Below are 24,902 nucleotides of genomic sequence, written 5' to 3' on the forward strand. Positions count from 1 at the left end.
TCGACCACGTACTGGATCGCCGGCTTGTCCACGACCGGCAGCATCTCCTTGGGAGTGGCCTTGGTGGCCGGCAGGAACCGGGTGCCCAGGCCCGCTGCGGGAATGACGGCCTTGGAGGGTCGGAAGCCCATGTGATAGCTGGTTTCTCTCGTCGCTGGTGTGAGGGGTCAGGCGCCGATCAGGCCGCGCTCGTCCGCGCTCTCGCCGGTGCGCTGGCGCACGATGCGGGCCTTGAGCGCGCCGGGCGCGGGGGCCGGGGTCCGCTCGTCCAGCGGCAGCACCGCGGGGCTGGGCTCCTCGCCGAGGAACAGCCTGCGCACCACACGCTCCGCCGCGTGCCCGTCGTCGAACTGCACGAACCGCTCGCGGAACGCCGCTCGGAGCTCCGCGGACCGCTCGCTGTTCCAGGCGCCGGAACGGAACACCTCGATGAGTTCGTCCTCGCTGGTCGCGGTCGCCCCGGGGGTCTCGCCCGGCTGCCCGGAGAGGATGTCGAAGTAGACACCACGGGCCCGGCTGTAGACCTCCCAGTCGTCCGCGTAGGTGACGATCGGCCGGTCCAGGCAGGCGTAGTCGAACATGATGGACGAGTAGTCCGTGACCAGCACGTCCGCGGCGAGGCACAGATCCTCCACCACCGGGTAACGCGACACGTCCTTGATCAGGCCGCGCTCCTGCAGCGCCTCGAGCTCGGGGTCCGCGCCGTAGAAGTAGTGGGTGCGCACCAGCACGACGTGGTTCGGACCCAGTTCGCGGCAGAAGCGCTCCAGGTCGATGCGGGGCACGTAGCCCTTCTGGTAGTCGCGCACCGTGGGGCAGTAGAGGATCGCCGTCTTGCCCTCTTCGATGCCGAGCTCACCGCGGATCCGGACGACGTCCTCGGCGGTGGCCCGGAAGTACACGTCGTTGCGCGGGTAGCCGTACTCGATCGCCTCGAAGGCACAGGGGTAGACCCGCTCCCAGATCTCCGTGGAGTGCTGGTTGGAGGTCAGGCTGAGGTCCCACTTGTCGGCTCGCTCCAGCATCTTGCCGAAGCTCATGTTCTTCGCCGCGGCGGGGAACCTCTGCTGGTCGATTCCCATCTGCTTCAGTGGAGTGCCGTGGTGGGTCTGGAGGTGGACCTGCTCCCGGCGCTTGACGAAGTCGTTCGGGAAGTTGACGTTGTTGATGAGGTACTTGGCGCGGGCCAGGACCTCCCAGTAGCGAGGGGAGTTGGCCACGACGTAGTCCACGCCCGCGGGAACGGTGTCCACCGCGTCGGGCTTGACGACCCACACGCCGTGCACGTGCGGGGCGAGTTCCTTCGCCTTGTAGTAGACCGCCGCCGGATTGCAGGCGACACCGCGGTTCCAGTACGCCGCGTAGACGGCGAGGTTCTCGTCGACGGGGCGGCGCAGGTGCAGCCGGTACAGCCGGTTGTACGCGGTCTTGCCGAGCTTGGTCTTGGCCTTCCGGACCCGCTGGACCACCTCGCGGCGGGTGCTGGTGGCGTACGTCACCGCCGCGTACGCCGCGTAGGAACCCCGGTCCAGGAGCTGGAACCGGATGCCCTGGGGGCCCTCGGGAACCACGAAGCCCTGAGGCTTGAACCGCTTGTACTGCGCGGCCGACAGCTTGAAGAACTCGGCCCGGTCCTTCGGGACGATGCGGTCCTCGCGGGCCAGGGTGAACAGGAAGTGGCTGGCCATGCGCTCGAACAGCAGCGCCCGGACCGGTTCGAGGTGGGGGCGCTCGTCGAGGAACTCGAAGAGCCGCGCGTACTGCTCGAAGATGCCGAAGTGCTTGCGCCCGGGGGTGCGCATGGAGTTGCCCTGGCGGCGCTGGCGGTACTCGACGCAGACGTGGTCGGTGGCGGCGATGCGCTCCGCCGTCAGCATGGTCTTGTAGACCATGAGGGCGTCTTCGTAGATGCCGTCGGTGAACGTGAAGTTGTGCTCGTCGACGTAGAACGCGCGGCGGTAGGCGCGGTTCCACACCACGGCGAACATGTTCAGGTACTCGGGGCGCTCGAGCGCCGTGAAGACGTCGGTGCCGGCCGCGCTGAGCATCTCGCCGGCCGCGCTCGCCTGCACCCGGTTGTTCCAGTACGTGCGGACGTGGTTGAGCAGGAGTATGTCCGGGTTTCCGGTGACTTCGAGACGGTCGGCTATCGCCTGCAGGGCGCCCTCGGCCAGGGTGTCGTCGCTGTCCAGGAAGAGGATGTACTCGCCCCGCGACTTCAGCGCACCGGCGTCGCGCGCCTTGCCTATGCCCCTGTTCTCCTCGAAGTGCACGGGTATCACCCGGCTGTCCTGGGCCGCGTATTCGTCGAGTATGCGGCCGCAGGAGTCGGGGGAGTGGTCGTCGATGGCCACGATCTCGAAGTCGCCGAACGACTGCGAGAGGATGGAATCCAAGCATGCGCGTAGGTATCCCTGGACCTTGTAAACGGGGACCACAACGCTGATTTTCGGCGAAGCGCTTCCATTCGCGACGGACATGCTTGGGGCTCCTGGACTGGTGGTCAGACTCGACCGCGCCCCGCGGCGGCGAACCGAGCGGGTTGCGAGAGGCACAAGGAGTGCAGGTTAACGTGTGGAGAAGCGTAGCGTACGCCTCTGGGGAGCGGTCCGGACCAGTCGTTGCCCACTGCACGGACGTGGTGCGCGGTCTTCCGCCGAGGCGCTGGGCAGAGGCTCCGCGGTGCGCCGCGGGGTGCCCGACGGGTCTCCCGGACGCGTGATTCACCCCATACTGTCGCCGTTGTTCAGGTCCGCGGTCGGTTCCACAACCGTGACGCAGGCGTTGCGGCCCGGAGACGGTGCGCCGGGCGTGGTGCGCCCGCGGGCCCCGGCCGGGCCGGCGGGGCGGGCGGTGCCGGACCCGGCGGCCGGAAGCGGGGCCGCGGCGAATTCGCCGGTTCGCCCGCCGGTTTACCGGCAGTTCATTCCGTGGACACGCTCGGAAATGAATAGAGGGCAGAATTGCCCACCGCTTTGCGGCGGCCTTTTCCCTTTCCCGCCGGGTGGATTCGGTGGCGCTCCGGCCCCTGGGGGCCAGGGTCCCGCCAGGTGGACGGCCGGGCGCCCGGGGACCCTCTTGGCGTAGATTCGACCGGTCAGCGGACTCGGGCAAGGAGCGGACGGCAAGGTGGCAGAGGCGGCAGAGGCAAGGCGGGCCGTGCGCGAGGCCCGCAGGATCGTCGTCAAGGTGGGGTCCTCCTCGCTGACCACCGCCGCCGGCGGGCTCGACGCCGACCGGGTGGACGCGCTCGTGGACGTACTCGCCAAGAGCCGGGCCGCGGGGGACCGGGAGATCGTCCTGGTGTCCTCCGGCGCCATCGCCGCCGGCCTCGCCCCGCTGGGCCTGCGCCGCCGGCCCAAGGACCTCGCCCGTCAGCAGGCGGCGGCCAGCGTCGGCCAGGGCCTGCTCGTGGCCCGCTACACCGCCTCCTTCGCCCGCTACGGCGTCCGCGTCGGCCAGATCCTGCTGACCGGCGACGACACCAGCCGCCGCGCCCACCACCGCAACGCCTCCCGCACCCTGGACAAGCTCCTCGCGATGGGCGCCCTGCCCGTCGTCAACGAGAACGACACCGTCGCCACGGACGAGATCCGCTTCGGCGACAACGACCGCCTGGCCGCCCTCGTCGCGCACCTCGTCCGCGCCGACCTGCTGGTGCTGCTGTCCGACGTGGACGGCGTCTACGACGGCGACCCGAGCCGGCCGGGCACCTCCCGGATAGCGGAGGTCCGGGCGCCCGAGGACCTCGCACACGTCGAGATCGGCAGCGCGGGCAAGGCGGGCGTCGGCACCGGCGGCATGGTCACCAAGGTCGAGGCGGCCCGGATCGCCGCCGCCGCCGGCATCCCCGTCGTCCTCACCAGCGCCGTCCACGCGGCCGACGCCCTGTCCGGCGGGGACACCGGCACGTACTTCCACCCCACCGGCAGGCGCTCCGCCGACCGGCTGCTGTGGCTGCAGCACGCCTCCACCCCGCAGGGCTCGCTCACCCTCGACGACGGGGCGGTGCGCGCCGTCGTCGAGCGCCGCAAGTCGCTGCTGCCGGCCGGCATCGCCGGCGTCGACGGCGACTTCTCCGCGGGCGACCCGGTCGAACTGCGCGACGTCCGGGGACGCGCGGTCGCCCGCGGGCTGGTCAACTTCGACGCCAGGGAGATCCCCCGGCTGATCGGCCGCTCGACCCGCGAACTCGCGCGCGAACTGGGGCCGGCGTACGAACGCGAGGTCGTACACAGGGACGACCTGGTGCTCCTGGAGCCGTAATGGCCCGAAACGTCCGTGCGGCACGGTGCTGAAGGCGGGGGACGTTCCGTAAAACGGCCCCACGGAGCCGTGCGGCCTGCTCCACTTTGTTCCAGGGACCGATTCCGCAGGAGCACTGGGTAAAGGAGGCCGTCGTGAGACGAGTGCGCCCGGGGACGGGGTCCCGCGGTGCCCTGACCAGCGTCGCGGCCGGGGACGGCTACGAGGAGTCGCGGGACCTGCCCCGGCTGTGGCACGTCACCCTCAGCGTCTCCGGCGACGAGGCCCCGCTGCAGGAGGTGCGGCGCGGCCTGGAACAGCTCGCCCACGACCATCCCTTCCTGCTCACCAGTCGCTACGCGCGTGACCACGCGGAGATCCGCTACTGGGAGGAGGCCCGCGACCTGCACGACGCCGCCGCCGTCGCGCTGCGCCTGTGGGGCGAGCACCGGCAGAGCGCCAAGCTGCCGCCGTGGGAGATCGTCGGCCTGGAGGTCATCGACCGCGAGACCTACCACCAGCGCCTCGCCGCCGGCTACGGCCCCGCCCCCGCCACCCCGGTCGGCGTCCACCCGTTCTGACCTGCGGCCGGGCGCAACGGGTGGCGGGAAGTTTGGCCGATAACGCGGTTGCCGTCCGTTTTTGATCACCCATAGGGTCTGCGGCGTATTCGTACGTGTGTGTCAGGTGATGACCAGACGCCCGGCGCACAGCAGATCTCGCATGGGGGGAACACCAATGCGTTCGCGCACCTTCATCGCGGCCTGCCCCGACCAAGGAGTGCCCATGAAGCGCAGCACCATGAGGACGGCGGCCAAGGTCCTCACGGCCTCCGCCGCGGCCGTCGGTCTGGCCGTCGGTTTCACCGGCCAGGCCGCCGCGTCCAGCAGCGTGGAGATGACCGCCTACAGCCCCGACGGCTCCGTGGGCGGCTACGGCTACTTCAACGCCGACCCGAGCGGTTCGATCCCCGGCGACGCCATCCAGGCCTGCGACGTCAAGGCGGACGGCATCGGCATCGAGGTCCGGATGGACATCGACCCGGGCAGCAGCTGGCACACCGACCGCACCGCCAGCACCCGCGGGCACGACTCGCCGTACTGCTCACCGTGGAAGAGCGGCAACATCGCCGAGAACACCCTGGTCGGCCTGAAGATCTGTGTGGTCAAGGGCAGCTGGGAGGACTGTTCCCCGGTGCGCTACGCCCGCGCCTGACCGGCGGGACCGGGGCGGTTCCGGCGCCGGGCGGCCCGGCGACCGGAACCGCCCGCGGGCCGGCGCCCGGGCACGGTCCGACCGTGCCCGGGCCCGGGCGCCGGGCCGCCTTGAGCGCCGGTCCGGCCGGGACGCCGGTCGTCCCGGGTGTCAGGCCGTCTCGGGTGTCAGGCCGTCTCGGGTATCGGGACAATTGCCACCCCCGCCCCCGGGCGGACTAATCTGCGCACATGACGACGCTCTCGCCGTACGACTCGATGTCCCCGGTGGCCCGAGCCGCCTACCGCGCCAAGGCCGCCGCCGCCGACCTCGCGCCGCTGCCGCGTGCCGAGAAGGACGACGCCCTGCTGGCCGTCGCCGACGCCCTCGAGGTCCGTACCGGCGAGATCGTCGAGGCCAACGCCAAGGACGTCGCCAAGGCCCGCGAGGCCGGCACCGGAGAGGCCATCGTCGACCGCCTCACCCTCACCCCGGAGCGGGTCCGCGCCATCGCCTCCGACGTGCGCGACGTGGTCGCGCTGCCCGACCCGGTCGGCGAGGTCGTCCGCGGCAGCACCCTCCCCAACGGACTGGACCTGCGCCAGGTCCGCGTCCCGCTCGGCGTGGTCGGCATCATCTACGAGGCCCGCCCCAACGTCACCGTCGACGCCGCCGCGCTCTGCCTGAAGTCCGGCAACGCGGTGCTGCTGCGCGGCTCGGCCTCCGCCTACGAGTCCAACACCGCCCTGGTCCGGGTCATCCGCGACGCCGTGGGCGGCGCCGGGCTGCCCGCCGACGCCGTGCAGCTGGTGCCCGGGGAGAGCCGCGACAGCGTGCGCGAGCTGATGCGCGCCCGCGGCCTGGTCGACGTGCTCATCCCGCGCGGCGGCGCCTCCCTGATCCGCACGGTGGTCAACGAGTCCACCGTCCCGGTGATCGAGACCGGCACCGGCAACTGCCACGTCTACGTCGACGCCCACGCCGACCTCGACATGGCCGTCGACATCCTGGTCAACTCCAAGGCGCAGCGGCCCAGCGTCTGCAACGCCGCCGAGACGCTGCTGGTCCACCAGGACATCGCCGCCGACTTCCTGCCGCGCGCCCTGAACGCGCTCGCCCAGGCCGGTGTGACCGTGCACGCCGACGAGCGGGTCATGGCCTACGCCAAGGACTCCCGCGCGACCGTCGTCGAGGCCACCCCGGACGACTGGGACACCGAGTACCTCTCGTACGACATCGCCGCCGCCGTCGTCGACTCCCTCGACAAGGCCGTGGCGCACATCCGGCTGTGGAGCTCCGGCCACACCGAGGCGATCGTCACCACCTCCCAGCAGGCGGCCCGCCGGTTCACCCAGCTGGTCGACTCCACCACCGTCGCCGTGAACGCCTCCACCCGCTTCACGGACGGCGGCCAGTTCGGCTTCGGCGCGGAGATCGGCATCTCCACGCAGAAGCTGCACGCCCGCGGGCCGATGGGCCTGCCCGAGCTGACCAGCACCAAGTACATCCTCACCGGCGACGGCCACATCCGGCGCTGAGCCCACCGCACGGCGCGCCCGCCGCCTGCGCGGCGGCGGGACGGCGGGGGACGGCGGTGGAACCGGCGGCGGAACGGGTGTCTCACCAGGCGGATGAATTTCCATACCGTCTGCCCAAATTGACCCCCCGGGACTACTCTGGACCCGTGCCGGAGGACGTGGGGGGCACGCCGTTCCCTGACGGCTGGGAGCCCGACGACGACCACGACCGCGGGGTGTCGGACGAAGAGTTCGCCTCCGTGGTCTTCGACGAGGCCTTCGTACGGGCGGCCGTGATCCACGAGCCGACCGCGGTGGAGCGCCTCCTGGCCGCCGCGCAGGCCAGAGCCGAGGCCTCCGAGGCCGAGGCCCGCCGTGCCCATGCCAGAGGCGAGCGCTACGAGGACGCGTACGGCCCCGAGGCCCGCGGCTTCCGCGCCGGCCGCGACCCCGACGACCTGGACGACGCCGAGGTCCTGGAGGGCCGCTACGGCGCTCCCGGCGCGTTCGGCAGGCAGGTCCGCTGGCACCGGCCCGTCGCCTGGGTGCTCGCCCTGGTGATGGGCATCGGGATGGTCGCGCTGGCCTTCGCGGCCGTCTACCGGGGCGGCTCCTCGGGCAACCGCGAGCAGGTCCCCGCGCCCGCCTCCACGGGGCTCGGACAGGGCAGCGCCGCCGCCCCCTCCACGTCCGCCGACTACTCCCACCCACCGGTCCCGGCGGCTCCGCGCACCCCCTGAGAGCCCGCCCGCCGTCGTGGTGAGAACCTGTCAGAACTTGTCGTGCGGCCGGGCGTTTACCCGGGCTCCGGGAGACCTACCCTGAAGGTATGGGAGGGCCTGGAGACCCGCCTGAGGGGACACCCGAGGGAGCCCCTTCAGGAGCGGAGGACGAGTACCGATCCGTCGTCTTCGACGAGTCGTTCGTCCGCGCTGCCCGCCTCCAGGAGTACTCCGCGCAGGAGCGCATGACCGACCACACCCCGGCCGTACGGCGGCGCCCGCCGCTGCGCCGGAGCCTGTCCCGGCAGGCGCTGGTACTGGTGCTGCTGATCGTGCTGGCCTTCGGCACGGCGATCTACATGGGCGTACGGAACCCCTACCAGGCCCCCCGCGCCACACCGCCGCCCGAACCAGTGCGGATGACCGTCATCCCGCTCGCCCCCTCCGGCAAGGTGCCCGGGGCGACGGACCCCGGGCACCTGTACGCGCGCAGCCCCGCCGCCCAGTTCGAGGTCGGCGCCGAGGGCATCCCGCTGCCTGCCGTGCGGCGCACCGCGCACTTCAGCGAGAGCCAGGTCGTCGCCGCCCTGAGCACCGCGAAGGACTACATCGTCGCGTCCTCCCTCTACCCCGAGGTGCTCACCGGTGAGCAGGTCCACCCGGTGCGGGCGCTGCTGGACCCCGCCCAGTTCGACCAGTTCGACCGGAGCTTCGACCGCCCGGCCGCCGACGGCCGGCACGCGCCGACCGGATGGCTCGTCCGCTTCGACGCCGGCCGGACCCGGCTGGCCGACCGCGGGATCCGGGTGCGGGGCGACCTGCGGGCCACCGAGGCCGACGCGGCCACCCTCGAGGTCAGCGCCGACCACACCTTCGTCTACGCCCTGAAGCCCGCCGGCTCCGCCGCCAAGCCCGCGGCCTCGCTGTCCTCGCTGTTCACCGTGCGGCGCGAACTGCAGTTCCGCTTCAGCCGCGACGACCTGCGGCTGCACCAGGTGCAGCTCGTCGTCTCCTACGTCCAGGCAGGCCCGCTCTCCTGCACCGAGGACTCCGCCAACCGGTTCCGCCCGCTGCTGGCCGGCCAGACCGCCAAGGCGGGCGGCCCCGCCGGGACCGACCCGTACGCCACGGACGGCGCCACGGCCCTGTGCGGGTCGCTGGCACCGGGGGCCCAGCCGAGGATTTGACTCCCGGGTGGTGTGACCTCCGAGGGGTGGTGTGACCTCCGAGGGGTGGTGTGACCTCCGAGGGGTGGTGTGACCTCCGAGGGGTGGTGTGACCTCCGAGGGGTGGTGTGACCTACCGGGTGTTTCCGGGGTCAGTCCGTTTCGGGGGTGTCCGTCGGCGGGCGGTCCTTCGGCGAAGTGGGGGCGGTGAAGCCGTCGAAGCCGCGCCGGACCCGGCCGCCCAGACCGCCCGCGCTGTCCGCCAGGTCGCTGACCAGCTTCATCAGCGGGTCCTTGGAGCTCTTCACATGGTTGGCGTAGTGCGCCGCCGACTCGCGGAAGGAGTCGCCGACCGAGGTGTCCTTGTCCTCGGAGCGGCGCGGGTAGTGGCCGTCCATGATCCGCTGGTAGTCGCGGGAGGCGGCCCACTTCTTCAGCTCGGCCGCCCGCACGGTGGCGAAGGGGTGGGTGCGCGGCAGCACGTTCAGGATCTTCAGCACGGAGTCGCGCAGGTCGCCCCCGGCCTCGTACTCCTCGGCCTGCTCCAGGAACGCGTCCACGTTCATCTCGTGGAGGTGGTTGCCGCCCGCCATCTTCATCAGCCCGCGCATGGACGCCTTCAGGTCCTGCCCGGCCAGCAGTCCGGCCCGGTCGGCCGACAGCTCCGACTTGCGGAACCACTCGCGCAGGGCGGTCACGATCGCCATGACCGCCAGGTTGCCCAGCGGGATCCAGGCCACCCGGACCGCCAGAGAGGTCAGGAACAGCAGGATCGTGCGGTACACCGCGTGGCCGGACAGGGCGTGGCCCACCTCGTGGCCGACGACCGCCCGCATCTCCTCCTCGTCGAGCAGTTCGACCAGGCCCGTGGTGACGACGATGATCGGCTCGTCCAGGCCGATGCACATCGCGTTGGGCTGGGGGTCCTGGGTGACGTACATCGGCGGGACCTTCTCCAGGTCCAGGATGTAGCAGGCGTCCCGCAGCATGTCGTTGAGATGCGCGAACTGCTGGTCCGAGACGCGCACCGAGTCGGACAGGAACAGCAGCCGCAGGCTGCGCTCGGGCAGCAGGCCGCTGAGGGCCTTGAACACCGTGTCGAAGCCGCTCAGCTTGCGCAGCGCGACCAGGGCCGAGCGGTCGGCGGGGTGCTCGTAGGCGCGCGAGGAGATGCCGGGGAAGCGCCTGCGCTGCCGGCTCGGCACGCGCGCGTGCCCGTCGTGCTCGTTGCCGTCGTCGGACATTGGTCCCCCAGGTGCGTCTGTGTCGCCTGCGCGTCTGCGTGTGCGTGTACGTCTGCGTGTGCGTGTACGTCTGCGTGTGCGTTGCGTCTGCGTGCTTCCGTGCCCCCGAAACAAGGCCCAGCCTAGAGGCGATCGTGGGCTGTGCTGGCGGGCTGGGTTTTGCTTCGGGGATACAAGCGGAACGACGAGTGAGGGTGCGGGAAGGTTCCCGTTCCTTCGGGGCTGTGCCACCCGTCCCCCCTTTCGCCCACCCGCCCGCCCGACTCGGTGGGGTGAGGCGGCACCGTCCCCCGGGGCTCCGCCCCGGGACCCCGGCAGGGGGCTGCGCCCCCTGCACCCCCCTTGCCCCATCCGGCCCACCCGACTCGGTCGGCTGAGACGGCACCGCCACGGGGCTCCGCCCCGGACCCCATGCGGGGCTCCGCCCCTGCACCCCGGCGGGGCTGCGCCCCAGACCCCGGGCGGGGGCTGCGCCCCCTGCCCCCCTTCGCCCCATCCGGCCCGCCCGTCTCGGTGGGGAGAGGAGTGGCCGCCACGGGGCTCCGCCCCGGACCCCATGCGGGGCTCCGCCCCAGACCCCGCGCGGGGGCTGCGCCCCCACCCACCCTTCGCCCCATCCGGCCCGCCCGTCTCGGCGGGGAGAGGAGTGGCCGCCACGGGGCTCCGCCCCGGACCCCATGCGGGGCTCCGCCCCGAACCCTCCCGCAGGACTGCGCCCCTTCACCCCGCGCGGGGCTCGCCCCGGACTCCGCGGGGTCCGCCCGGCACCCGGGCCCGCCCCGCGCCCCGCACCCGGGCCGTACCCCCGCCCCCCTCGACGTCGTGCCTCCGTCCGCTTTGCCCCGGACTGCCGTCGTCGGTGGGTGTTCCGGTGGGGAACGTGCCGGCGGGGCTTGGGGCAACCGGCCTCTTCAACGGTGGAGTCGGGGTGAGGGCGGGGTGGGGTGGCCCTTACGATGGGCCGACGTCGTTGTCCCGCCCACACCTGGATAGGTTCAGCCGAAGATGAGCTTCCACAGCACCGCTGCCCAGTTGGTCAACCTCGCCGAGGCCGAGGGCGGCAGCCACGAGAGTCTCAACCCCGCGGTCACCGGAGGCAGCGCGCTGCTCATCCTGCTGCTCCTGCTGTGGATCACCACCCGCTTCAACCGCGACCGCTGAACCCCGCCGGGCCCCGTCCCGGGGCCGTGACGGGATCTGTGGGCCGGTGCCCTCAGGCCGGGCCGGTAGGGTCTGCACGCATGGGAGAGCAGGACATGCCTACCGGTCCGGCGAGCGAGACGGCGAAGCGCCCCGCGAACGGGCCCGGTCACGGACCCTCGGCGCGGGGCAAGCGCCGCCTCGGCGTCATGGGCGGAACGTTTGATCCGATCCACCACGGGCACCTCGTGGCGGCCAGCGAGGTCGCCGCGCAGTTCCACCTGGACGAGGTGGTGTTCGTGCCGACCGGCCAGCCGTGGCAGAAGAGCCACCGCCATGTCTCCTCGGCCGAGGACCGCTATCTGATGACGGTCATCGCGACCGCCGAGAACCCGCAGTTCTCCGTGAGCCGTATCGACATCGACCGCGGCGGCCCCACCTACACCGTGGACACGCTGCGCGACCTGCGCGCCCTCAACCCCGACACCGACCTCTTCTTCATCACCGGCGCCGACGCGCTCGGCCAGATCCTGACCTGGCGCGACTCCGAGGAGCTGTTCTCCCTCGCGCACTTCATCGGCGTCACCCGGCCCGGCCACCACCTGAGCGACCAGGGCCTGCCCGAGGGCGGTGTCTCGCTGGTGGAGGTTCCCGCCCTCGCCATCTCCTCGACGGACTGCCGTGCGAGAGTCGCCAAGGGGGACCCCATCTGGTACATGGTGCCGGACGGAGTCGTGCGCTACATCGACAAGCGCGAGCTGTACCGCGGCGAGTGAGCCGAGAGGGGCACCGGTGAACGACCGATACGACGCTGGGTACGGGGACGACCAGTACGAGCTCGTCGGGTACGACGAGTACGGGCGGCCTGTGTACCGGCAGGCGCCGGCGCAGCAGACTCCGCAGCAGAGCTATGACGCCTACGGGCAGCAGGACGGCGGCTACAGCCAGCAGCAGGACGGCGGGTACGGGCAGCGGGACGGCGGCTACAGCCAGCAGCAGGACGGCGGGTACGGACAGCAGGGGTACGGTCGCGGTCCGTACGGGCAGGAGGGGGCCCCGGGGTCCGCTCCGTCGTCGTACGGCGGTTACGACACCGGCCGGCAGCCGCCCGCCGCCCCCGCGTACGACCCGTACGGCACCGGTTCCTACGCCGCCTCCCAGGGCCCGTACGAGTCCTATGAGTCCTACGACCCCTACGGCTCGGGGGGCGCCGGTGACGGCGGTGGTCCGTCGGGGTCGTACGACGGCCACGGGCGGGCCGCGGCCGGCGGGCAGCGGCCGCGGGTCGCGGAGCAGACCGCCTACATCCCGCAGCAGACCGGACCCGCGGAGGCCGGCCGGGCGGAGTCCGCCCGCGCCGAGCAGCCCGCGCAGGGGACCGAGCCGGAGGAACGCGACTACCACACCGGGCAGTTCGCCTTCGTCGAGGAGCCGACCGACGACTCCGAGGACGTCATCGACTGGCTGAAGTTCACCGAGAACCGCACCGAGCGCCGCGAGGAGGCCAAGCGCCGCGCCCGCAGCCGGATCGTGGCCCTCGTCGTCGTGCTGGCGCTGGTCGCGGCCGGCGGCGTCGGCTACCTGTGGTACGCCGGGAAGCTGCCCGGACTGTCGTCGTCCGGCTCGAAGACGGACACCGCGACCCCCGTGGGAGCCCAGAAGCGCGACGTGATCGTCGTCCACCTGCACAACACCGCCAAGGGCGGCACCTCCACCGCGCTGCTGGTCGACAACACCACCACCAAGCAGGGCACCACCGTCCTGCTGCCCAACTCCCTCGCGCTGACCGCCGACGACGGCTCCACGACCACGCTGGCCAAGTCCGTCGGCGACGACGGCTCCTCCGGCACCCGCGACCAGCTCGACACCGTCCTCGGCACCAGCATCCAGGGCACCTGGCGCCTGGACACCCCCTACCTGCAGAACCTGGTCGACCTGGTCGGCAACATCGACGTCGACACCGACGCCGACGTGCCCGACCCGGACGCGAAGGACGGGAAGGACGGGAAGGACGCGAAGGGCGCGAAGAAGCAGGGCGCCCCGCTCCTCGTCCACCGGGGCGACGACCAGACCCTCAGCGGGAAGATGGCCGTCGCCTACGCCACCTACCGCGCCCCGGGCGAAGGGCAGAACGCCCAGCTCCAGCGGTTCGGCCAGGTGATGCAGGCCGTGCTGCGCAAGATCTCCAGCGACCCCCAGGCCGCCACCGTCACCGTGCAGACGCTCGCGCAGATCCTCGACCCCTCGCTCACCGACAAGGACCTCGGCGCCTTCCTGGCCAAGCTCGCCGACCTGGCCAAGGGCGGGGACTACCGGACGGCCCTGCTGCCCGTGCAGCCCGACGGCACGCTGTCCACCCGGACCAGCGCGAGCGTGGTCAAGGACATCCTGGGCGGCACCGCGAAGAGCCCCGACCAGGGAGCGGCCGTACGCGTCTCGGTGCAGAACGCCTCCGGCACCAAGGACAACACCGAGAAGGCCCGCGTCGTGCTCCTCAACGGCGGCTTCACCTTCCTGGAGGGCGGCACGGCGCCCACCCCGCGGGCGACGTCCGAGGTCGTCTACGCCGACGCCGCCGGCAAGCGGAACGCCACCGAGGTCGCCAAGACCCTCGGCCTGCCCGCGGGCTCCGTGAGGAAGGGCACGCCCACCTCCAACGCCGATGTCTCGGTCGTCCTCGGCCAGGACTACAGGCCCGCGTCGGCGCGGTGATCCCGTAATCGCGTGGGGGGCCGTCGGCGGTCCGTGAGACCCTTGGTGTCAAGTGACCGCCGACGGAAAGCCATGCAGTGACCGCGACCGACCGTTCCCTCGAGCTCGTCAGGACCGCCGCCCAGGCCGCGGCCGACAAGCTCGCGCACGACATCATCGCCTACGACGTGAGCGACGTGCTGTCGATCACGGACGCCTTCCTCCTGGCGTCCGCGCCCAACGACCGCCAGGTCAAGTCGATCGTCGACGAGATCGAGGAGCGCCTCCTCAAGGAGCTCGGCGCCAAGCCGGTGCGCCGTGAGGGCGACCGCGAGGCCCGCTGGGTGCTGCTCGACTACGTCGACATCGTCGTGCACGTCCAGCACAGCGAGGAGCGGGTCTTCTACGCCCTGGAGCGGCTGTGGAAGGACTGTCCCGAGCTGGAGCTGCCCCCGGACGCCAAGGCCACCCGGGGGCGGGCCGAGGAGCACGCCAGGCTGCAGGCCGCCGAGGGGCCGGTGGAGCCGGACGGTGAGTGGCGATGAGCGCCACCGTCCACGGCGGCGGCGCCAGGACGCCGGGCCGGGGCCGCCGCATCATCCTGTGGCGGCACGGACAGACCTCGTGGAACGTGGAGCGCCGCTTCCAGGGGTCCACGGACGTCGAGCTCACCGAGACGGGCGTGGGCCAGGCCCGCCGCGCGGCCCGGCTGCTGGCCTCCCTGGGCCCCGACGCCATCATCTCCTCGGACCTGCGCCGGGCCGCGCGCACGGCCGCCGAGCTGGCCGCCCTCACCGGCCTCGAGGTCGTCCAGGACGAGGGCCTGCGCGAGACCTACGCGGGCGTCTGGCAGGGCCTGACGCACGAGGAGATCATCGCCCGTCACGGCGAGGAGTACGCCGCCTGGAAGCGCGGTGAGCCGGTGCGCCGCGGCGGCGGCGAGCTGGAGACGGAGGTCGCCGACCGGGCCGCCCCCGTGGTGCTGCGGCACGCCGACAAGCTGCCCGAGGACGGCACGCTGGTCGTGGTCAGCCACGGCGGGACCATCCGCACCACCATCGGCCGGCTGCTGGGCCTCCAGGCGCGCGACTGGGAGAGCCTGGGCGGCCTGTCCAACTGCTGCTGGTCCGTCCTCGGCGAGGGCGCGCGCGGCTGGCGGCTGCTGGAGCACAACGCCGGCACCCTGCCCGAGCCGGTCCTGGGCGACGACGACTGAGCCGCGACGACCGAGCCGCGACGACCGAGTCCCGGCGGCGCACCGGCCCCGGATTCCGGCGCACGGACCCCGGATTTCACTTTCCGGCAGGTCGCAGGCTAAAGTTCTTCTTGTTCGCCCCGCCGGGCGGAGCGAACACCACGCGGCCGGGCCGTGTGGGACGAGGGGCTATAGCTCAGTTGGTAGAGCGCCTGCATGGCATGCAGGAGGTCAGGAGTTCAATTCTCCTTAGCTCCACGGACCGGCACTCGACGAAGTCGCCGAAGATCGGTCGGAGGATCCCGTTCCCACCAGGGGGCGGGATCTTCTGCGTTGCGGGCGGCGTCCTGTGCGTTCGCCGCCCCGCGTCCGTCCGGGGGCCGGGTGCGCCGCCCGGGTCGTTCCGGCCGACTGCCGACTGCCGACTGCCGACTGCCGACTGCCGTCGGTCGCCCGCCGACGGTCGACCGGCGATTGCGGCGGACCCGCTTGAGTCACTTGGGCCCCGCAGGCGTATACCTCTGCGAGGACGCCCTCGGCGTGCGGGTACGCGGCGGCCGGCCCGGCCGGCGGGGTGCCGTGGCCGGACTGGTACCGAGGCGTCGCTGACCGTATTGGCCCGGCCGTGGCAGAATCAAACGGCCGGAAGGGGGCGCGGCCCGACGGGAGGGAGTAGCGATGCCTGCGAGCATCCTCGAGGAGGTCGGCCACCTCCTCGATGCGGCGTTGATACGGGACACGGTCACCCGCCTCGTCTGCCCTTCCTGCGGTTCCCTCCACGTGGCCCAAGTCCTCGGCGACAACGGCGGGATCTCCTACGTGTGCACGGCCTGCGGCCACAGCTGGAGCTGATCGATGGGTGCACACAGGCGGAAGTGCGACTGGTGCGGCAGCGGTACGCCGATCGTCCGCGACATGGAACCGATCAACCCCGACTACCAGTACTGGTGCGAGGAGTGCGCCCGGGCGCTGATCATAAAGGGCGACCCCATCGAGACGTACCGCGAGCTGGAGGGCGAGCCGATCTACGGCCGGCTCCTGGAGGAGCACTGCACGCTCAAGCGGTTCTACTCGTTCGTCACCGCATAATTCCGGCATACAGTGCGAATCGGGCGCATGAAAAACCGATTTGGTGCTGCGCCGCCGGGGCCTGTAATGTTGGCGTCGCCGCCGGGGAAACCGGGCGGACACCGACGACATGCGGCTCGGCCGCGTGACGCACGGGGCTATAGCTCAGTTGGTAGAGCGCCTGCATGGCATGCAGGAGGTCAGGAGTTCAATTCTCCTTAGCTCCACAGAACAGAAGTCGAAGGGCGGTCATCCGGACGGATGACCGCCCTTCGGCGTATTCCGACCGCCCGGCCGGGCGTTACCGGCCGGGCGTTCCCGGCCGGGCGTTCTTCGCGGCCGGTTCCTCGATTCCGATTCCGTGAAAAGGCGCGCGGAGGACAGCAGGGAAAGCAGGGAAAGCAGGGAAAGCAGGGGGAAGCAGGGGGAAGCAGGGGGAAGCAGGGGAAAGCCGCCGAATGCGGGGGCGGGGCGGGAGCGGGAGAGAGCCGGGCGGAAACGGGGCGGCGGGCCACCCGGAACGGGCGGCCCGCCGTGCCTGCGGCTCAGCCGTGAGTGCGGCTCAGCGGCCCAGGGCGCGGCGTCCGCGGCCCTGGGAGAGCACCGGCAGGTTGCGCTGGGCGCCGCGGTCCCGGGCGGCCCCCTCCTCGATGCGCAGGGCCAGCGCCGGGCAGCGGCGCACGGCGCGCAGCGCCTTGGCCTCGGCGTACCGCGGCACCTGGGCCTGGGCGACGGTCGGGAAGCCGTCCGCGCCCAGTTCGAAGACCTCCGGCAGGATGTCCGCGCACAGGCCGTGCCCCCGGCACAGCGTCCAGTCGACGAAGATCTTCTGCCGGCTCGCGCCGGTCTCCTCCTGCGCCTCGCCGCCGCCCGGGATGCCCGTCGGGGCCCTGCCCCCCTCGAAGAGCGGCAGCACGCCCTCCACGGGCCGTCCGCAGCCGTTGCCGAGGACGTGGGCGGCCAGGTCGTCGGTGAACGCCTTGATGGTCGACTCGAGGAACATCGCCGAGCCGTCGGGGTGCGAGCAGGCGCCGCGCCGCTTGACGTTCTTGGCGACCTGCTTCAGCGCCTCCAGCGCGGCCGGCCCGCCGCCGTTGAGGATGTCCTCCATGCCGCGCGCCGCGGCCGGCAGCCCGAGGTAGCAGGGGCCGCACTGCCCGGCGCTCTCCTCCGCCAGCCACTTGGCCACCTGGAGCGACTCGCCCAGCGGGCAGGTCTCCTGGCTGATCGGCAGGATGGCGCCCGCGCCGAGCGAACCGCCCACCGCGTCCAGCGAGTTGCGGGAGACGATCGCCTCGTTGACGGTCGCCGCGTCGATCCACTTGCCGTGGTAGCCGCCGGTCAGCACGCCCTGCGGCACCGGCGGTGCGCCGGCCAGCTGCAGGACGTAGCGCAGCGGCACGCCCGTGGGGACCTCGATCACCATCGGGCGGGCGACGGCGCCGGAGACCGTCAGCATGACGGTGCCCGGCTCGTCGTACAGGCCGGTGTTGCCGTAGCGCTCGGGGCCGATCCGGGCGGCGATCGCGAGCTGGGCGAACGTCTCGGCGTTGGACAGCAGCGTGGGCGCGCCGCCCACGCCGTTCTGCGAGGCGCTGACCTTGCGGCCCGGCGGGATGGCCGGGCCGCCGTCGATGGAGCGGATCAGCGAGGCCGCGGCGCCGGTGACCATGCGCACCGGATTGCGCTGCACACTGGCGCGCAGCGCCGAGCGCCGGCTGTTGCTCAGGCCGCGCTCGGCGAGCGCGGCCTCCATCGAGCGCTGGGTGGACTCCCGGGTGACCCCCACCACGAGCGTGCGGGCACCGAGGGCCTCCGCGCACAGCAGCGCGCCGTCCAGGATGAGGTGCGGGGCACGGTTGATGAGCACCGTGTCCTTGCGGCAGGCCGGTTCGTCCTCGCTTCCGTTGACCACGACCACCGGCCGGACGCCGCGCTTGATCGCCGCCTCGGCGACCGAGCGCAGCTTCTTGTGGAAGGGGAAGCCCGCGCCGCCGCGGCCCTTCAGGTTGATGGCCTCGGAGAGCTGCGCGAGCTGCTCCCCGCCCATCGGTTCAAGCGGCCCGTGCACCTTCAGATGCATGGGCAGATCGAGTCGTTCGACAAGGTCGAAGCCAGACGTGAGCTGGGGAAGCCCGACCACGCGGACTTCCGGGACGTCGGGCAGGGCCTCGTTCACCTATAGCCTCCGGAAGGCATGTTCCAAGGTTCGCCCGAACCCGGGGCGTCGTAGGGCGCACCGGGGTTTGTTTCATTGGCGGGACCGCTCGTGTTGTACGTGTCGTTGGAGTTGTACGTGCCGTAGAGCGTGTTCGTCTCACCGGTGTCGTACACATCACGTCCGCCGTACCCGCCCGTGCCGGAATTGTTGTAGGCCGGGATGTTGTATCCCGTGTCGTTCAGCGGGTCGTAGGCCGACGGCGGCGCCTCGCCGACCGGCGGCGGGGAGGGGATCGGCCAGCTGCCCGAGGTGCTGGCGGAGCCCTCCACCCGGGGCATCGCCGCGGTGGCCTGGGCGTCGAAGGGCACGTCCATGCGCGCGGTCTGGTCGGCGGCGAAGGGCTGCCGGCCGTTCTGCGGGGTGGACACGGTCCGGTAGGCGGCGGCGAAGCCGGCGGGCTCGGCGCCCGCGGCCGCGGCGGTGTCGTACAGGGGGGAGGAGGGGCGCGGGACGCGGGGCAGGGAGCCCGTCGTGGCCGCGGCGGCCGGCCGGTCGGCGCGGGCGCCCTCGTAGCCGGGCAGCGCGGACTCGGTCCTCGCCCGGCTCGCGTCCAGGTCCTCCAGCTCGGGCCGCTCCCCGGAGCCGAAGACGGAGACCAGCCGGTCGGCGATCTTCCGCTTGACCGGGCGCGGAGCCGCGCGCAGGGCCAGGGCGGCCATGACCCCGAGCACGCACAGCTCGTAGGAGACCATGAAGAAGGTCTTCGCCGGGCGCCCGGCGAACAGGCCGTGGATCAGCGCGGCGCACCAGGCGGGGTAGGCGAGCATGTGCATCGCGCGCCAGCGCGCGGCGACCGGCGCGGGGGAGGCGAACTGGTTGCGCAGCGCCCCCGTGACGCCCACGAAGATCATCAGCAGGCCCGCCAGGGACCCGAGGCCGATGAGGCCGGCGCTGCCCGTGACGCCGAGCCCGAAGGGGATCACGGCAGCGAGGAAGACGGTGTGCGCCAGGGCCAGCTTGATGGTGATGTGCACCAGCAGGAAGGCGATGGAGGCCACGGCGGTCACCCGGTGGATGCCCTGGGCCACGATGCGCTGCCGGATGTTGAGGAAGATCCGGTCCTGGGCGACCAGACCCCAGATCACCGAGCAGGTCAGGCAGACCAGCGACAGAACGCCGGCTCCGAAGTTGAGGAACTCCTGGAGCCAGTTGCCGCCGAACAGCACGACCACGGGTATCAGGAGCAGGACGACAGCGGACGCGATCCCGTAGGCCGAGCGGCCGGGTTTGGGAAGCGAGCTGTTACTGCGACGAGGGTTCATGGGGGCGACTCCGAGCGGTTCGGGAAAGCGGTCCCGACGACGAACTCTAAGTGGAGTCGAACCAGGCAGTAGCCCGTTTGAGTTATTGCGTTGTTATCAAAGCGAGTCTCGGGGTTCACGATGTCCGCAAAGGGTCCGTTACGCCGGGTAACATTTGAACTTCGGTCAAGTTTTCGGAACCTCCACAACCGGATCCGGGCGCGCCAGGCCGCTCCGGCGGCCGCCGGGGATGTCCGTCGCGGCGCGTGCGGCGGCTGCGGTACCCTGACGCCATGCGTGCCGTACGCCTTCTGCTTAGCGAGCCGCGCTGATCAGTCCCGACCTCCGGACGACTCGGACGGTCGGCATCGGCGCGGCGTCCCCTCCTGTGCGAGGGGATTTTTCATTTCCGGAAGTCGCAGCGTCGGCGAAGACGATCGATGGAGCTTTGAGGATCATGAGCGAGACGAACCCCGCTGCCGCCGCCACCCCGGCGGAGGCAGCGCCGCACCGCTACACGGCCGCCATGGCGGCCGAGATCGAGGCACGCTGGCAGGACTTCTGGGACGCCGAGGGCACCTACGCCGCGCCCAACCCCACCGGGGACCTGGCCGGCGACCCGGAGCTGGCGGCCCGGCCCAAGAAGTTCATCATGGACATGTTCCCGTACCCGTCCGGTGCGGGCCTGCACGTCGGCCACCCGCTGGGCTACATCGCCACCGACGTCTACGCCCGGTTCCAGCGCATGACCGGCCACAACGTGCTGCACACCCTGGGCTTCGACGCCTTCGGCCTGCCCGCCGAGCAGTACGCCGTGCAGACCGGCACGCACCCGCGCGTGTCCACCGAGGCCAACATCGAGAACATGAAGTCCCAGCTGCGCCGGCTGGGCCTGGGCCACGACAAGCGCCGGTCGTTCGCCACGATCGACCCGGACTACTACAAGTGGACCCAGTGGATCTTCCTGCAGATCTTCAACTCCTGGTACGACGAGGAGGCCGGGAAGGCCCGGCCGATCTCCGAGCTGGTCGCCCAGTTCGAGTCCGGCGAGCGCGCCGTGCCCGGGCACACGCGCGGGTGGCACGAGCTGAGCGCCGCCGAGCGCGCCGACGTCCTGGGCGAGTTCCGCCTGGCCTACGCCTCCGACGCGCCCGTCAACTGGTGCCCCGGACTGGGCACCGTGCTGGCCAACGAGGAGGTCACCGCCGACGGCCGCTCCGAGCGCGGCAACTTCCCCGTCTTCAAGGCCAAGCTGCGCCAGTGGAACATGCGCATCACGGCCTACGCCGACCGGCTGCTGGAGGACCTGGAGGAGCTGGACTGGCCCGAGGCCATCAAGCTGCAGCAGCGCAACTGGATCGGCCGCTCCGAGGGCGCCCGCGTCGACTTCCCGATCGACGGCGAGCGGATCACCGTGTTCACCACGCGCCCGGACACCCTGTTCGGCGCGACGTACATGGTGCTGGCGCCCGAGCACCCGCTGGTGGAGAAGTTCACCCCCGAGGCCTGGCCCGAGGGCACCCACGAGGTGTGGACCGGCGGCCACGCGACCCCGGCGGAGGCCGTCGCCGCCTACCGCGCGCAGGCCGCGTCCAAGTCGGACGTCGAGCGCCAGGCCGAGGCCAAGGACAAGACCGGTGTCTTCATCGGCGCCTACGCCACCAACCCGGTCAACGGCGAGCGGATCCCCGTGTTCATCGCCGACTACGTCCTGATGGGCTACGGCACCGGCGCGATCATGGCCGTCCCGGCGCACGACACGCGCGACTTCGAGTTCGCGCGCGCCTTCGAGCTGCCGATCGCCTGCGTGGTCGAGCCGACCGACGGCCGGGGCACCGACACCTCGACGTGGGACGAGGCCTTCGTGTCGTACGACGCGAAGATCGTCAACTCCAGCGGCGAGGGCGTCAGCCTGGACGGCCTGGGCGTCGTCGAGGCCAAGGCGCGCGTCACCGAGTGGCTGGAGCGCAAGGGCATCGGCGAGGGCACCGTCAACTTCCGCCTGCGTGACTGGCTGTTCAGCCGACAGCGCTACTGGGGCGAGCCCTTCCCGATCGTCTACGACGAGGAGGGCGTCGCCCACGCGCTGCCCGAGTCGATGCTGCCGCTGGAGCTGCCCGAGGTCGAGGACTACAGCCCGCGCACCTTCGACCCGGACGACGCCGACACCCAGCCCGAGACCCCGCTGTCGCGCAACGAGGAGTGGGTCAACGTCACCCTGGACCTGGGCGACGGGCCGAAGAAGTACCGGCGCGAGACCAACACCATGCCCAACTGGGCCGGTTCCTGCTGGTACGAGTTCCGCTACCTGGACCCGCACAACACCGAGCGGCTGGTCGACCCGGAGATCGAGCGCTACTGGATGGGCCCGCGCGAGGGCATGCCGCACGGCGGCGTCGACCTGTACGTCGGCGGCGCCGAGCACGCCGTGCTGCACCTGCTGTACGCCCGCTTCTGGTCCAAGGTCCTGTACGACCTGGGGCACGTCTCCTCCGCGGAGCCGTTCCACAAGCTGTTCAACCAGGGCATGATCCAGGCCTACGTCTACCGGGACAGCCGCGGCATCGCGGTGCCGGCCGCCGAGGTGGAGGAGCGCGACGGCGCCTACTGGTACCAGGGCGAGAAGGTCACCCGGCTGCTGGGCAAGATGGGCAAGTCCCTGAAGAACGCGGTCACACCGGACGAGATCTGCGCCGAGTACGGCGCCGACACGCTGCGCCTGTACGAGATGGCGATGGGCCCGCTGGACGTGTCCCGGCCGTGGGACACCCGCGCGGTGGTCGGCCAGTACCGGCTGCTGCAGCGGCTGTGGCGCAACATCGTCGACGAGACCACCGGCGAGGTCACCGTCTCGGACGCCGAGCCCGACGAGGAGACGCTGCGCGCCCTGCACAAGGCGATCGACGGCGTGCGCCAGGACCTGGAGGGCCTGCGCTTCAACACCGCCATCGCCAAGGTCACCGAGCTGAACAACCACCTGACCAAGGCGGGCGGCCCGGTGCCCCGCTCGGTCGCCGAGCCGCTGGTGCTGATGATCGCGCCGCTGGCCCCGCACGTCGCCGAGGAACTGTGGCACCGGCTGGGCCGCACCGGCTCGGTCGTCCACCAGGACTTCCCGGTCGCCGACCCGGCGTACGTCGTGGACGAGACCGTGACCTGCGTGGTGCAGGTCAAGGGCAAGGTCAAGGCCCGCCTGGAGGTCCCGCCGTCCATCTCCGAGGAGGAGCTGGAGAAGGCCGCGCTGGCCGACGAGAAGGTCGTCGCGGCGCTGGGCGGCGCGGGGATCCGGAAGGTGATCGTGCGGGCGCCGAAGCTGGTGAACATCGTGCCGGCGTGAGGGTGTGACGGTTCGACGACCGGGGCCGGACACTTTTTCGGCTGGTCCGGGTGGTGCGGCCGTCTCCGGGTGGTCCCCTACGGGCAGGTTCGGGGTTTTTCTGGAACCCCGGCCTGCCCGCCGTCGTTTACCGTGGGGAAGCGGAGCGGCCCGTGCCGCCGGGACCGGAGGAGGAGCGCCGTGGAAGCAGTTCTCGCAGTGTTCGTGGTGCTCTTCGTGCTCTGCCTGGTGCTCGGTGTGTACGCGACCGTGAAGGCGGTGGGCGCCGCCAAGCGCGGCGTGGACCGCACCATCGAGCAGGCCCGCCGCACGGTGGAGGACCACACACTGCGGGCCCGGTCCCTCGTCCAGACCGGTCCCGCGGGCGAGCTCGCCCAGCTGCGGCTGTCGCTGCGCACCTCCATGCGCGCCACCCAGGACGCCCTGTACGCGGGGGCGCGCGAGGACGAGTCCCTGAAGGAGTCCGTGGCCCTGTTCGAGCGCCTCAGCGCGCACGGGCGGGAACTGGACGGCGAGCTCAGGCGCCTGGAGGCCGAGCCGGACCGGGCCACGCTCGCCGAGCGGCTTCCGGGGCTGCGCGAACGCACCCGGCGCATCACGGGGTCGGCCGACGCGCTGCGCTGGGCGGCCCGCGACCGCGCCCGCCGCTTCGCCGACGACGACCTGGACTCGCTGAGCGCCCAGATCGACCTGGAGGCCGGCGCCCTGCGCCACTGGACCGGCGTCGAGACCCCGGGCGCTACCCGGGCCGCCGCACCGCCGTGGCCCGAGGCCCCGGCCGGTGACCAGGCCGGGGCCGACGACCGGCGGTCCTGGCCCGAGGGCTCCCGTGCGGGCGCCGCCCCGGAGCAGCCCCGGCCCGCCATCACCCCGCCCGGACCCCGTTCCGCGTACCCCTGGCAGAAGAAGGCCCGCCCCGAGAGCACGACTTGATCCGGCCACCGGACCACCCGGTGGGCGGGGCTGGGCTGCCGCCGGGGCACTACGGCAGGTAACCTCCAGCTCATGTCCCGCCATGTCGCGATCGTCACCGATTCAACGGCCTACCTGCCGCCACGGACGATGGAGCGGCACGGCATCACCGCGGTACCCCTGACCGTGGTCCTCGGCGACCGGGCGCTCGAGGAGGGCACCGAGATCTCGACCCGCTCGCTGGCCCAGGCACTGCAGAAGCGCCGGCCCGTCACCACCTCGCGCCCCAGCCCCGAGCTCTTCGCCGAGACCTACCGCAGGGTCGCGGAGTCCGGAGCGAGCGGCATCGTCTCCCTGCACCTGTCCGCCGAGCTGTCGGGGACCTACGACGCGGCGGTCCTCGCCGCCCGCCGGGCGCCGGTGCCGGTGCGCGTGGTGGACACCGGGATGATCGCGATGGCGCTCGGCTTCTGCGCCCTGTCGGCGGCCCGCACGGCCGAGGCGGGCGGCACGGTGGACGAGGCGGTCATGGCCGCGGAGAAGCGCGCCGGGGGCACCTCCGCCTACTTCTACGTCGACACCCTCGACTATCTGCGCCGCGGCGGCCGTATCGGCGCGGCGCAGGCCCTGCTCGGTTCCGCGCTCGCCGTGAAGCCGCTGCTCCAGCTGCACGGCGGACGCATCGAGCCGCTGGAGAAGGTGCGGACGGCTTCGAAGGCGATCGCCCGGCTGGAGGAGATCGCGGCCGAGCGCGCGGCCGGCGGCGAGGTCGACATCGCCGTCCACCACCTCGCCGCCCCCGACCGCGCGACGGCCCTCGCGGACCGGCTGCGCACACGGGTGCCCGGGCTGGCGGACCTGCACGTCAGCGAGGTCGGCGCGGTCATCGGAGCGCATACCGGGCCCGGGCTGCTGGGCGTCGTGGTGTCGCCCCGTTAGCGGGGTGGGCGATGCGACGTGCCGATGGCTGATGTCTGTGACCGGTCGGCCGGTTTGCCGGTCGGCTGGT

Annotated in this window: 21 protein-coding genes and 2 tRNA genes; 18 read left to right on the forward strand and 5 right to left on the reverse strand. The window is 72.0% G+C overall.

All coding sequences use genetic code 11. The features are described from left to right. A partial coding sequence (locus tag ACI2LW_RS30570; RefSeq protein ID WP_404734536.1) for a sugar phosphate nucleotidyltransferase occupies positions 1–131 on the reverse strand: 131 nt, incomplete at its 3' end. A gap of 36 nt (positions 132–167) precedes the next feature. Beyond that, complete coding sequence (locus tag ACI2LW_RS30575) at positions 168–2,480, reverse strand: CDP-glycerol glycerophosphotransferase family protein (protein WP_404734494.1); 2,313 nt, start codon at positions 2,478–2,480, stop codon at positions 168–170. A gap of 679 nt (positions 2,481–3,159) precedes the next feature. Here ACI2LW_RS30575 and proB point away from each other — a divergent pair. The 6 genes from proB to ACI2LW_RS30605 all read left to right on the forward strand — a co-directional run bounded on the left by proB (position 3,160) and on the right by ACI2LW_RS30605 (position 8,865). Continuing rightward, a complete protein-coding gene (gene proB, locus ACI2LW_RS30580; RefSeq protein WP_404734537.1) occupies positions 3,160–4,266 on the forward strand; it encodes a glutamate 5-kinase in 1,107 nt (368 codons plus the stop codon). Positions 4,267–4,400: 134 nt separating this feature from the next. After that, positions 4,401–4,826: a hypothetical protein gene (locus ACI2LW_RS30585; protein WP_404734495.1), complete on the forward strand. Its 426-nt coding sequence runs from the start codon at positions 4,401–4,403 to the stop codon at positions 4,824–4,826. Positions 4,827–5,031: 205 nt separating this feature from the next. Next, the gene (locus tag ACI2LW_RS30590; RefSeq protein ID WP_404734496.1) at positions 5,032–5,460 is read left to right on the forward strand and encodes a hypothetical protein; all 429 of its coding nucleotides are present in this window, start codon (positions 5,032–5,034) and stop codon (positions 5,458–5,460) included. A 230-nt stretch (positions 5,461–5,690) separates the two neighbouring features. Further along, the gene (locus ACI2LW_RS30595) at positions 5,691–6,977 is read left to right on the forward strand and encodes a glutamate-5-semialdehyde dehydrogenase (protein ID WP_404734497.1); all 1,287 of its coding nucleotides are present in this window, start codon (positions 5,691–5,693) and stop codon (positions 6,975–6,977) included. 119 nt (positions 6,978–7,096) lie between these two features. Beyond that, on the forward strand, positions 7,097–7,696 hold the full coding sequence (locus ACI2LW_RS30600; RefSeq protein WP_404734498.1) for a hypothetical protein: 600 nt from the start codon (positions 7,097–7,099) through the stop codon (positions 7,694–7,696). Between the two features lie 89 nt (positions 7,697–7,785). Further along, on the forward strand, positions 7,786–8,865 hold the full coding sequence (locus tag ACI2LW_RS30605; protein WP_404734499.1) for a hypothetical protein: 1,080 nt from the start codon (positions 7,786–7,788) through the stop codon (positions 8,863–8,865). 131 nt (positions 8,866–8,996) lie between these two features. Here the strand turns inward: ACI2LW_RS30605 and ACI2LW_RS30610 are convergent, their stop codons facing one another. Next, positions 8,997–10,088 (reverse strand): M48 family metallopeptidase, encoded by a 1,092-nt coding sequence (locus ACI2LW_RS30610; RefSeq protein WP_404734500.1) that lies wholly within the window; start codon positions 10,086–10,088, stop codon positions 8,997–8,999. Between the two features lie 1,005 nt (positions 10,089–11,093). Between ACI2LW_RS30610 and ACI2LW_RS30615 the strand changes: the two genes are divergently transcribed. From ACI2LW_RS30615 to ACI2LW_RS30655, 9 genes are all read left to right on the forward strand, one after another. Further along, a complete protein-coding gene (locus ACI2LW_RS30615) occupies positions 11,094–11,249 on the forward strand; it encodes a hypothetical protein (RefSeq protein ID WP_404734501.1) in 156 nt (51 codons plus the stop codon). Between the two features lie 80 nt (positions 11,250–11,329). Continuing rightward, complete coding sequence (nadD, locus tag ACI2LW_RS30620; RefSeq protein WP_404734502.1) at positions 11,330–12,004, forward strand: nicotinate-nucleotide adenylyltransferase; 675 nt, start codon at positions 11,330–11,332, stop codon at positions 12,002–12,004. Between the two features lie 16 nt (positions 12,005–12,020). Beyond that, the gene (locus ACI2LW_RS30625) at positions 12,021–13,940 is read left to right on the forward strand and encodes an LCP family protein (protein ID WP_404734503.1); all 1,920 of its coding nucleotides are present in this window, start codon (positions 12,021–12,023) and stop codon (positions 13,938–13,940) included. A 77-nt stretch (positions 13,941–14,017) separates the two neighbouring features. After that, complete coding sequence (gene rsfS / locus ACI2LW_RS30630) at positions 14,018–14,464, forward strand: ribosome silencing factor (RefSeq protein WP_404734504.1); 447 nt, start codon at positions 14,018–14,020, stop codon at positions 14,462–14,464. Continuing rightward, positions 14,461–15,135: a histidine phosphatase family protein gene (locus ACI2LW_RS30635; protein WP_404734505.1), complete on the forward strand. Its 675-nt coding sequence runs from the start codon at positions 14,461–14,463 to the stop codon at positions 15,133–15,135. The genes rsfS and ACI2LW_RS30635 overlap by 4 nt, the downstream gene beginning before the upstream one ends. A gap of 164 nt (positions 15,136–15,299) precedes the next feature. Next, a tRNA-Ala gene (locus tag ACI2LW_RS30640) sits at positions 15,300–15,372 on the forward strand. Positions 15,373–15,792: 420 nt separating this feature from the next. Then, entirely contained in the window at positions 15,793–15,966 is a 174-nt protein-coding gene (locus tag ACI2LW_RS30645) for a hypothetical protein (protein WP_107473306.1), read from the forward strand. Between the two features lie 3 nt (positions 15,967–15,969). Further along, a complete protein-coding gene (locus tag ACI2LW_RS30650; RefSeq protein WP_006136074.1) occupies positions 15,970–16,203 on the forward strand; it encodes a hypothetical protein in 234 nt (77 codons plus the stop codon). A gap of 133 nt (positions 16,204–16,336) precedes the next feature. Continuing rightward, positions 16,337–16,409, forward strand: a tRNA-Ala gene (locus ACI2LW_RS30655). A 335-nt stretch (positions 16,410–16,744) separates the two neighbouring features. Here ACI2LW_RS30655 and ACI2LW_RS30660 read toward each other — a convergent pair. Together ACI2LW_RS30660 and ACI2LW_RS30665 are read right to left on the reverse strand one after the other, a co-directional pair. After that, positions 16,745–18,361, reverse strand: a complete 1,617-nt coding sequence (locus tag ACI2LW_RS30660; RefSeq protein ID WP_404734506.1) for an NADH-ubiquinone oxidoreductase-F iron-sulfur binding region domain-containing protein — start codon at positions 18,359–18,361, stop codon at positions 16,745–16,747. Next, the gene (locus tag ACI2LW_RS30665; RefSeq protein WP_404734507.1) at positions 18,358–19,665 is read right to left on the reverse strand and encodes a cytochrome b/b6 domain-containing protein; all 1,308 of its coding nucleotides are present in this window, start codon (positions 19,663–19,665) and stop codon (positions 18,358–18,360) included. Before ACI2LW_RS30665 ends, ACI2LW_RS30660 begins: the two co-directional genes overlap by 4 nt. Before the next feature lie 436 nt (positions 19,666–20,101). Between ACI2LW_RS30665 and leuS the strand changes: the two genes are divergently transcribed. From leuS to ACI2LW_RS30680, 3 genes are all read left to right on the forward strand, one after another. Continuing rightward, entirely contained in the window at positions 20,102–22,981 is a 2,880-nt protein-coding gene (leuS, locus tag ACI2LW_RS30670) for a leucine--tRNA ligase (protein ID WP_404734508.1), read from the forward strand. 180 nt (positions 22,982–23,161) lie between these two features. Further along, on the forward strand, positions 23,162–23,914 hold the full coding sequence (locus tag ACI2LW_RS30675) for a hypothetical protein (protein WP_404734509.1): 753 nt from the start codon (positions 23,162–23,164) through the stop codon (positions 23,912–23,914). Positions 23,915–23,986: 72 nt separating this feature from the next. Continuing rightward, the gene (locus ACI2LW_RS30680) at positions 23,987–24,832 is read left to right on the forward strand and encodes a DegV family protein (protein WP_404734510.1); all 846 of its coding nucleotides are present in this window, start codon (positions 23,987–23,989) and stop codon (positions 24,830–24,832) included. Positions 24,833–24,902 lie beyond the last annotated feature (70 nt).

The sequence above is a fragment of the Streptomyces sp. NPDC004065 genome, from assembly GCF_044903565.1.
Lineage (GTDB): Bacteria > Actinomycetota > Actinomycetes > Streptomycetales > Streptomycetaceae > Streptomyces.

Bases quoted from the DNA above. Each gene is read 5' to 3' on its own strand.
- ACI2LW_RS30575 (WP_404734494.1), bottom strand. From the start codon at position 2,480: ATGTCCGTCGCGAATGGAAGCGCTTCGCCGAAAATCAGCGTTGTGGTC.
- ACI2LW_RS30590 (WP_404734496.1), top strand. From the start codon at position 5,032: ATGAAGCGCAGCACCATGAGGACGGCGGCCAAGGTCCTCACGGCCTCC.
- ACI2LW_RS30595 (WP_404734497.1), top strand. From the start codon at position 5,691: ATGACGACGCTCTCGCCGTACGACTCGATGTCCCCGGTGGCCCGAGCC.
- ACI2LW_RS30605 (WP_404734499.1), top strand. From the start codon at position 7,786: ATGGGAGGGCCTGGAGACCCGCCTGAGGGGACACCCGAGGGAGCCCCT.
- ACI2LW_RS30610 (WP_404734500.1), bottom strand. From the start codon at position 10,088: ATGTCCGACGACGGCAACGAGCACGACGGGCACGCGCGCGTGCCGAGC.
- ACI2LW_RS30615 (WP_404734501.1), top strand. From the start codon at position 11,094: ATGAGCTTCCACAGCACCGCTGCCCAGTTGGTCAACCTCGCCGAGGCC.
- nadD (WP_404734502.1), top strand. From the start codon at position 11,330: ATGGGAGAGCAGGACATGCCTACCGGTCCGGCGAGCGAGACGGCGAAG.
- ACI2LW_RS30635 (WP_404734505.1), top strand. From the start codon at position 14,461: ATGAGCGCCACCGTCCACGGCGGCGGCGCCAGGACGCCGGGCCGGGGC.
- ACI2LW_RS30645 (WP_107473306.1), top strand. From the start codon at position 15,793: ATGCCTGCGAGCATCCTCGAGGAGGTCGGCCACCTCCTCGATGCGGCG.
- ACI2LW_RS30650 (WP_006136074.1), top strand. From the start codon at position 15,970: ATGGGTGCACACAGGCGGAAGTGCGACTGGTGCGGCAGCGGTACGCCG.
- ACI2LW_RS30665 (WP_404734507.1), bottom strand. From the start codon at position 19,665: ATGAACCCTCGTCGCAGTAACAGCTCGCTTCCCAAACCCGGCCGCTCG.
- leuS (WP_404734508.1), top strand. From the start codon at position 20,102: ATGAGCGAGACGAACCCCGCTGCCGCCGCCACCCCGGCGGAGGCAGCG.
- ACI2LW_RS30680 (WP_404734510.1), top strand. From the start codon at position 23,987: ATGTCCCGCCATGTCGCGATCGTCACCGATTCAACGGCCTACCTGCCG.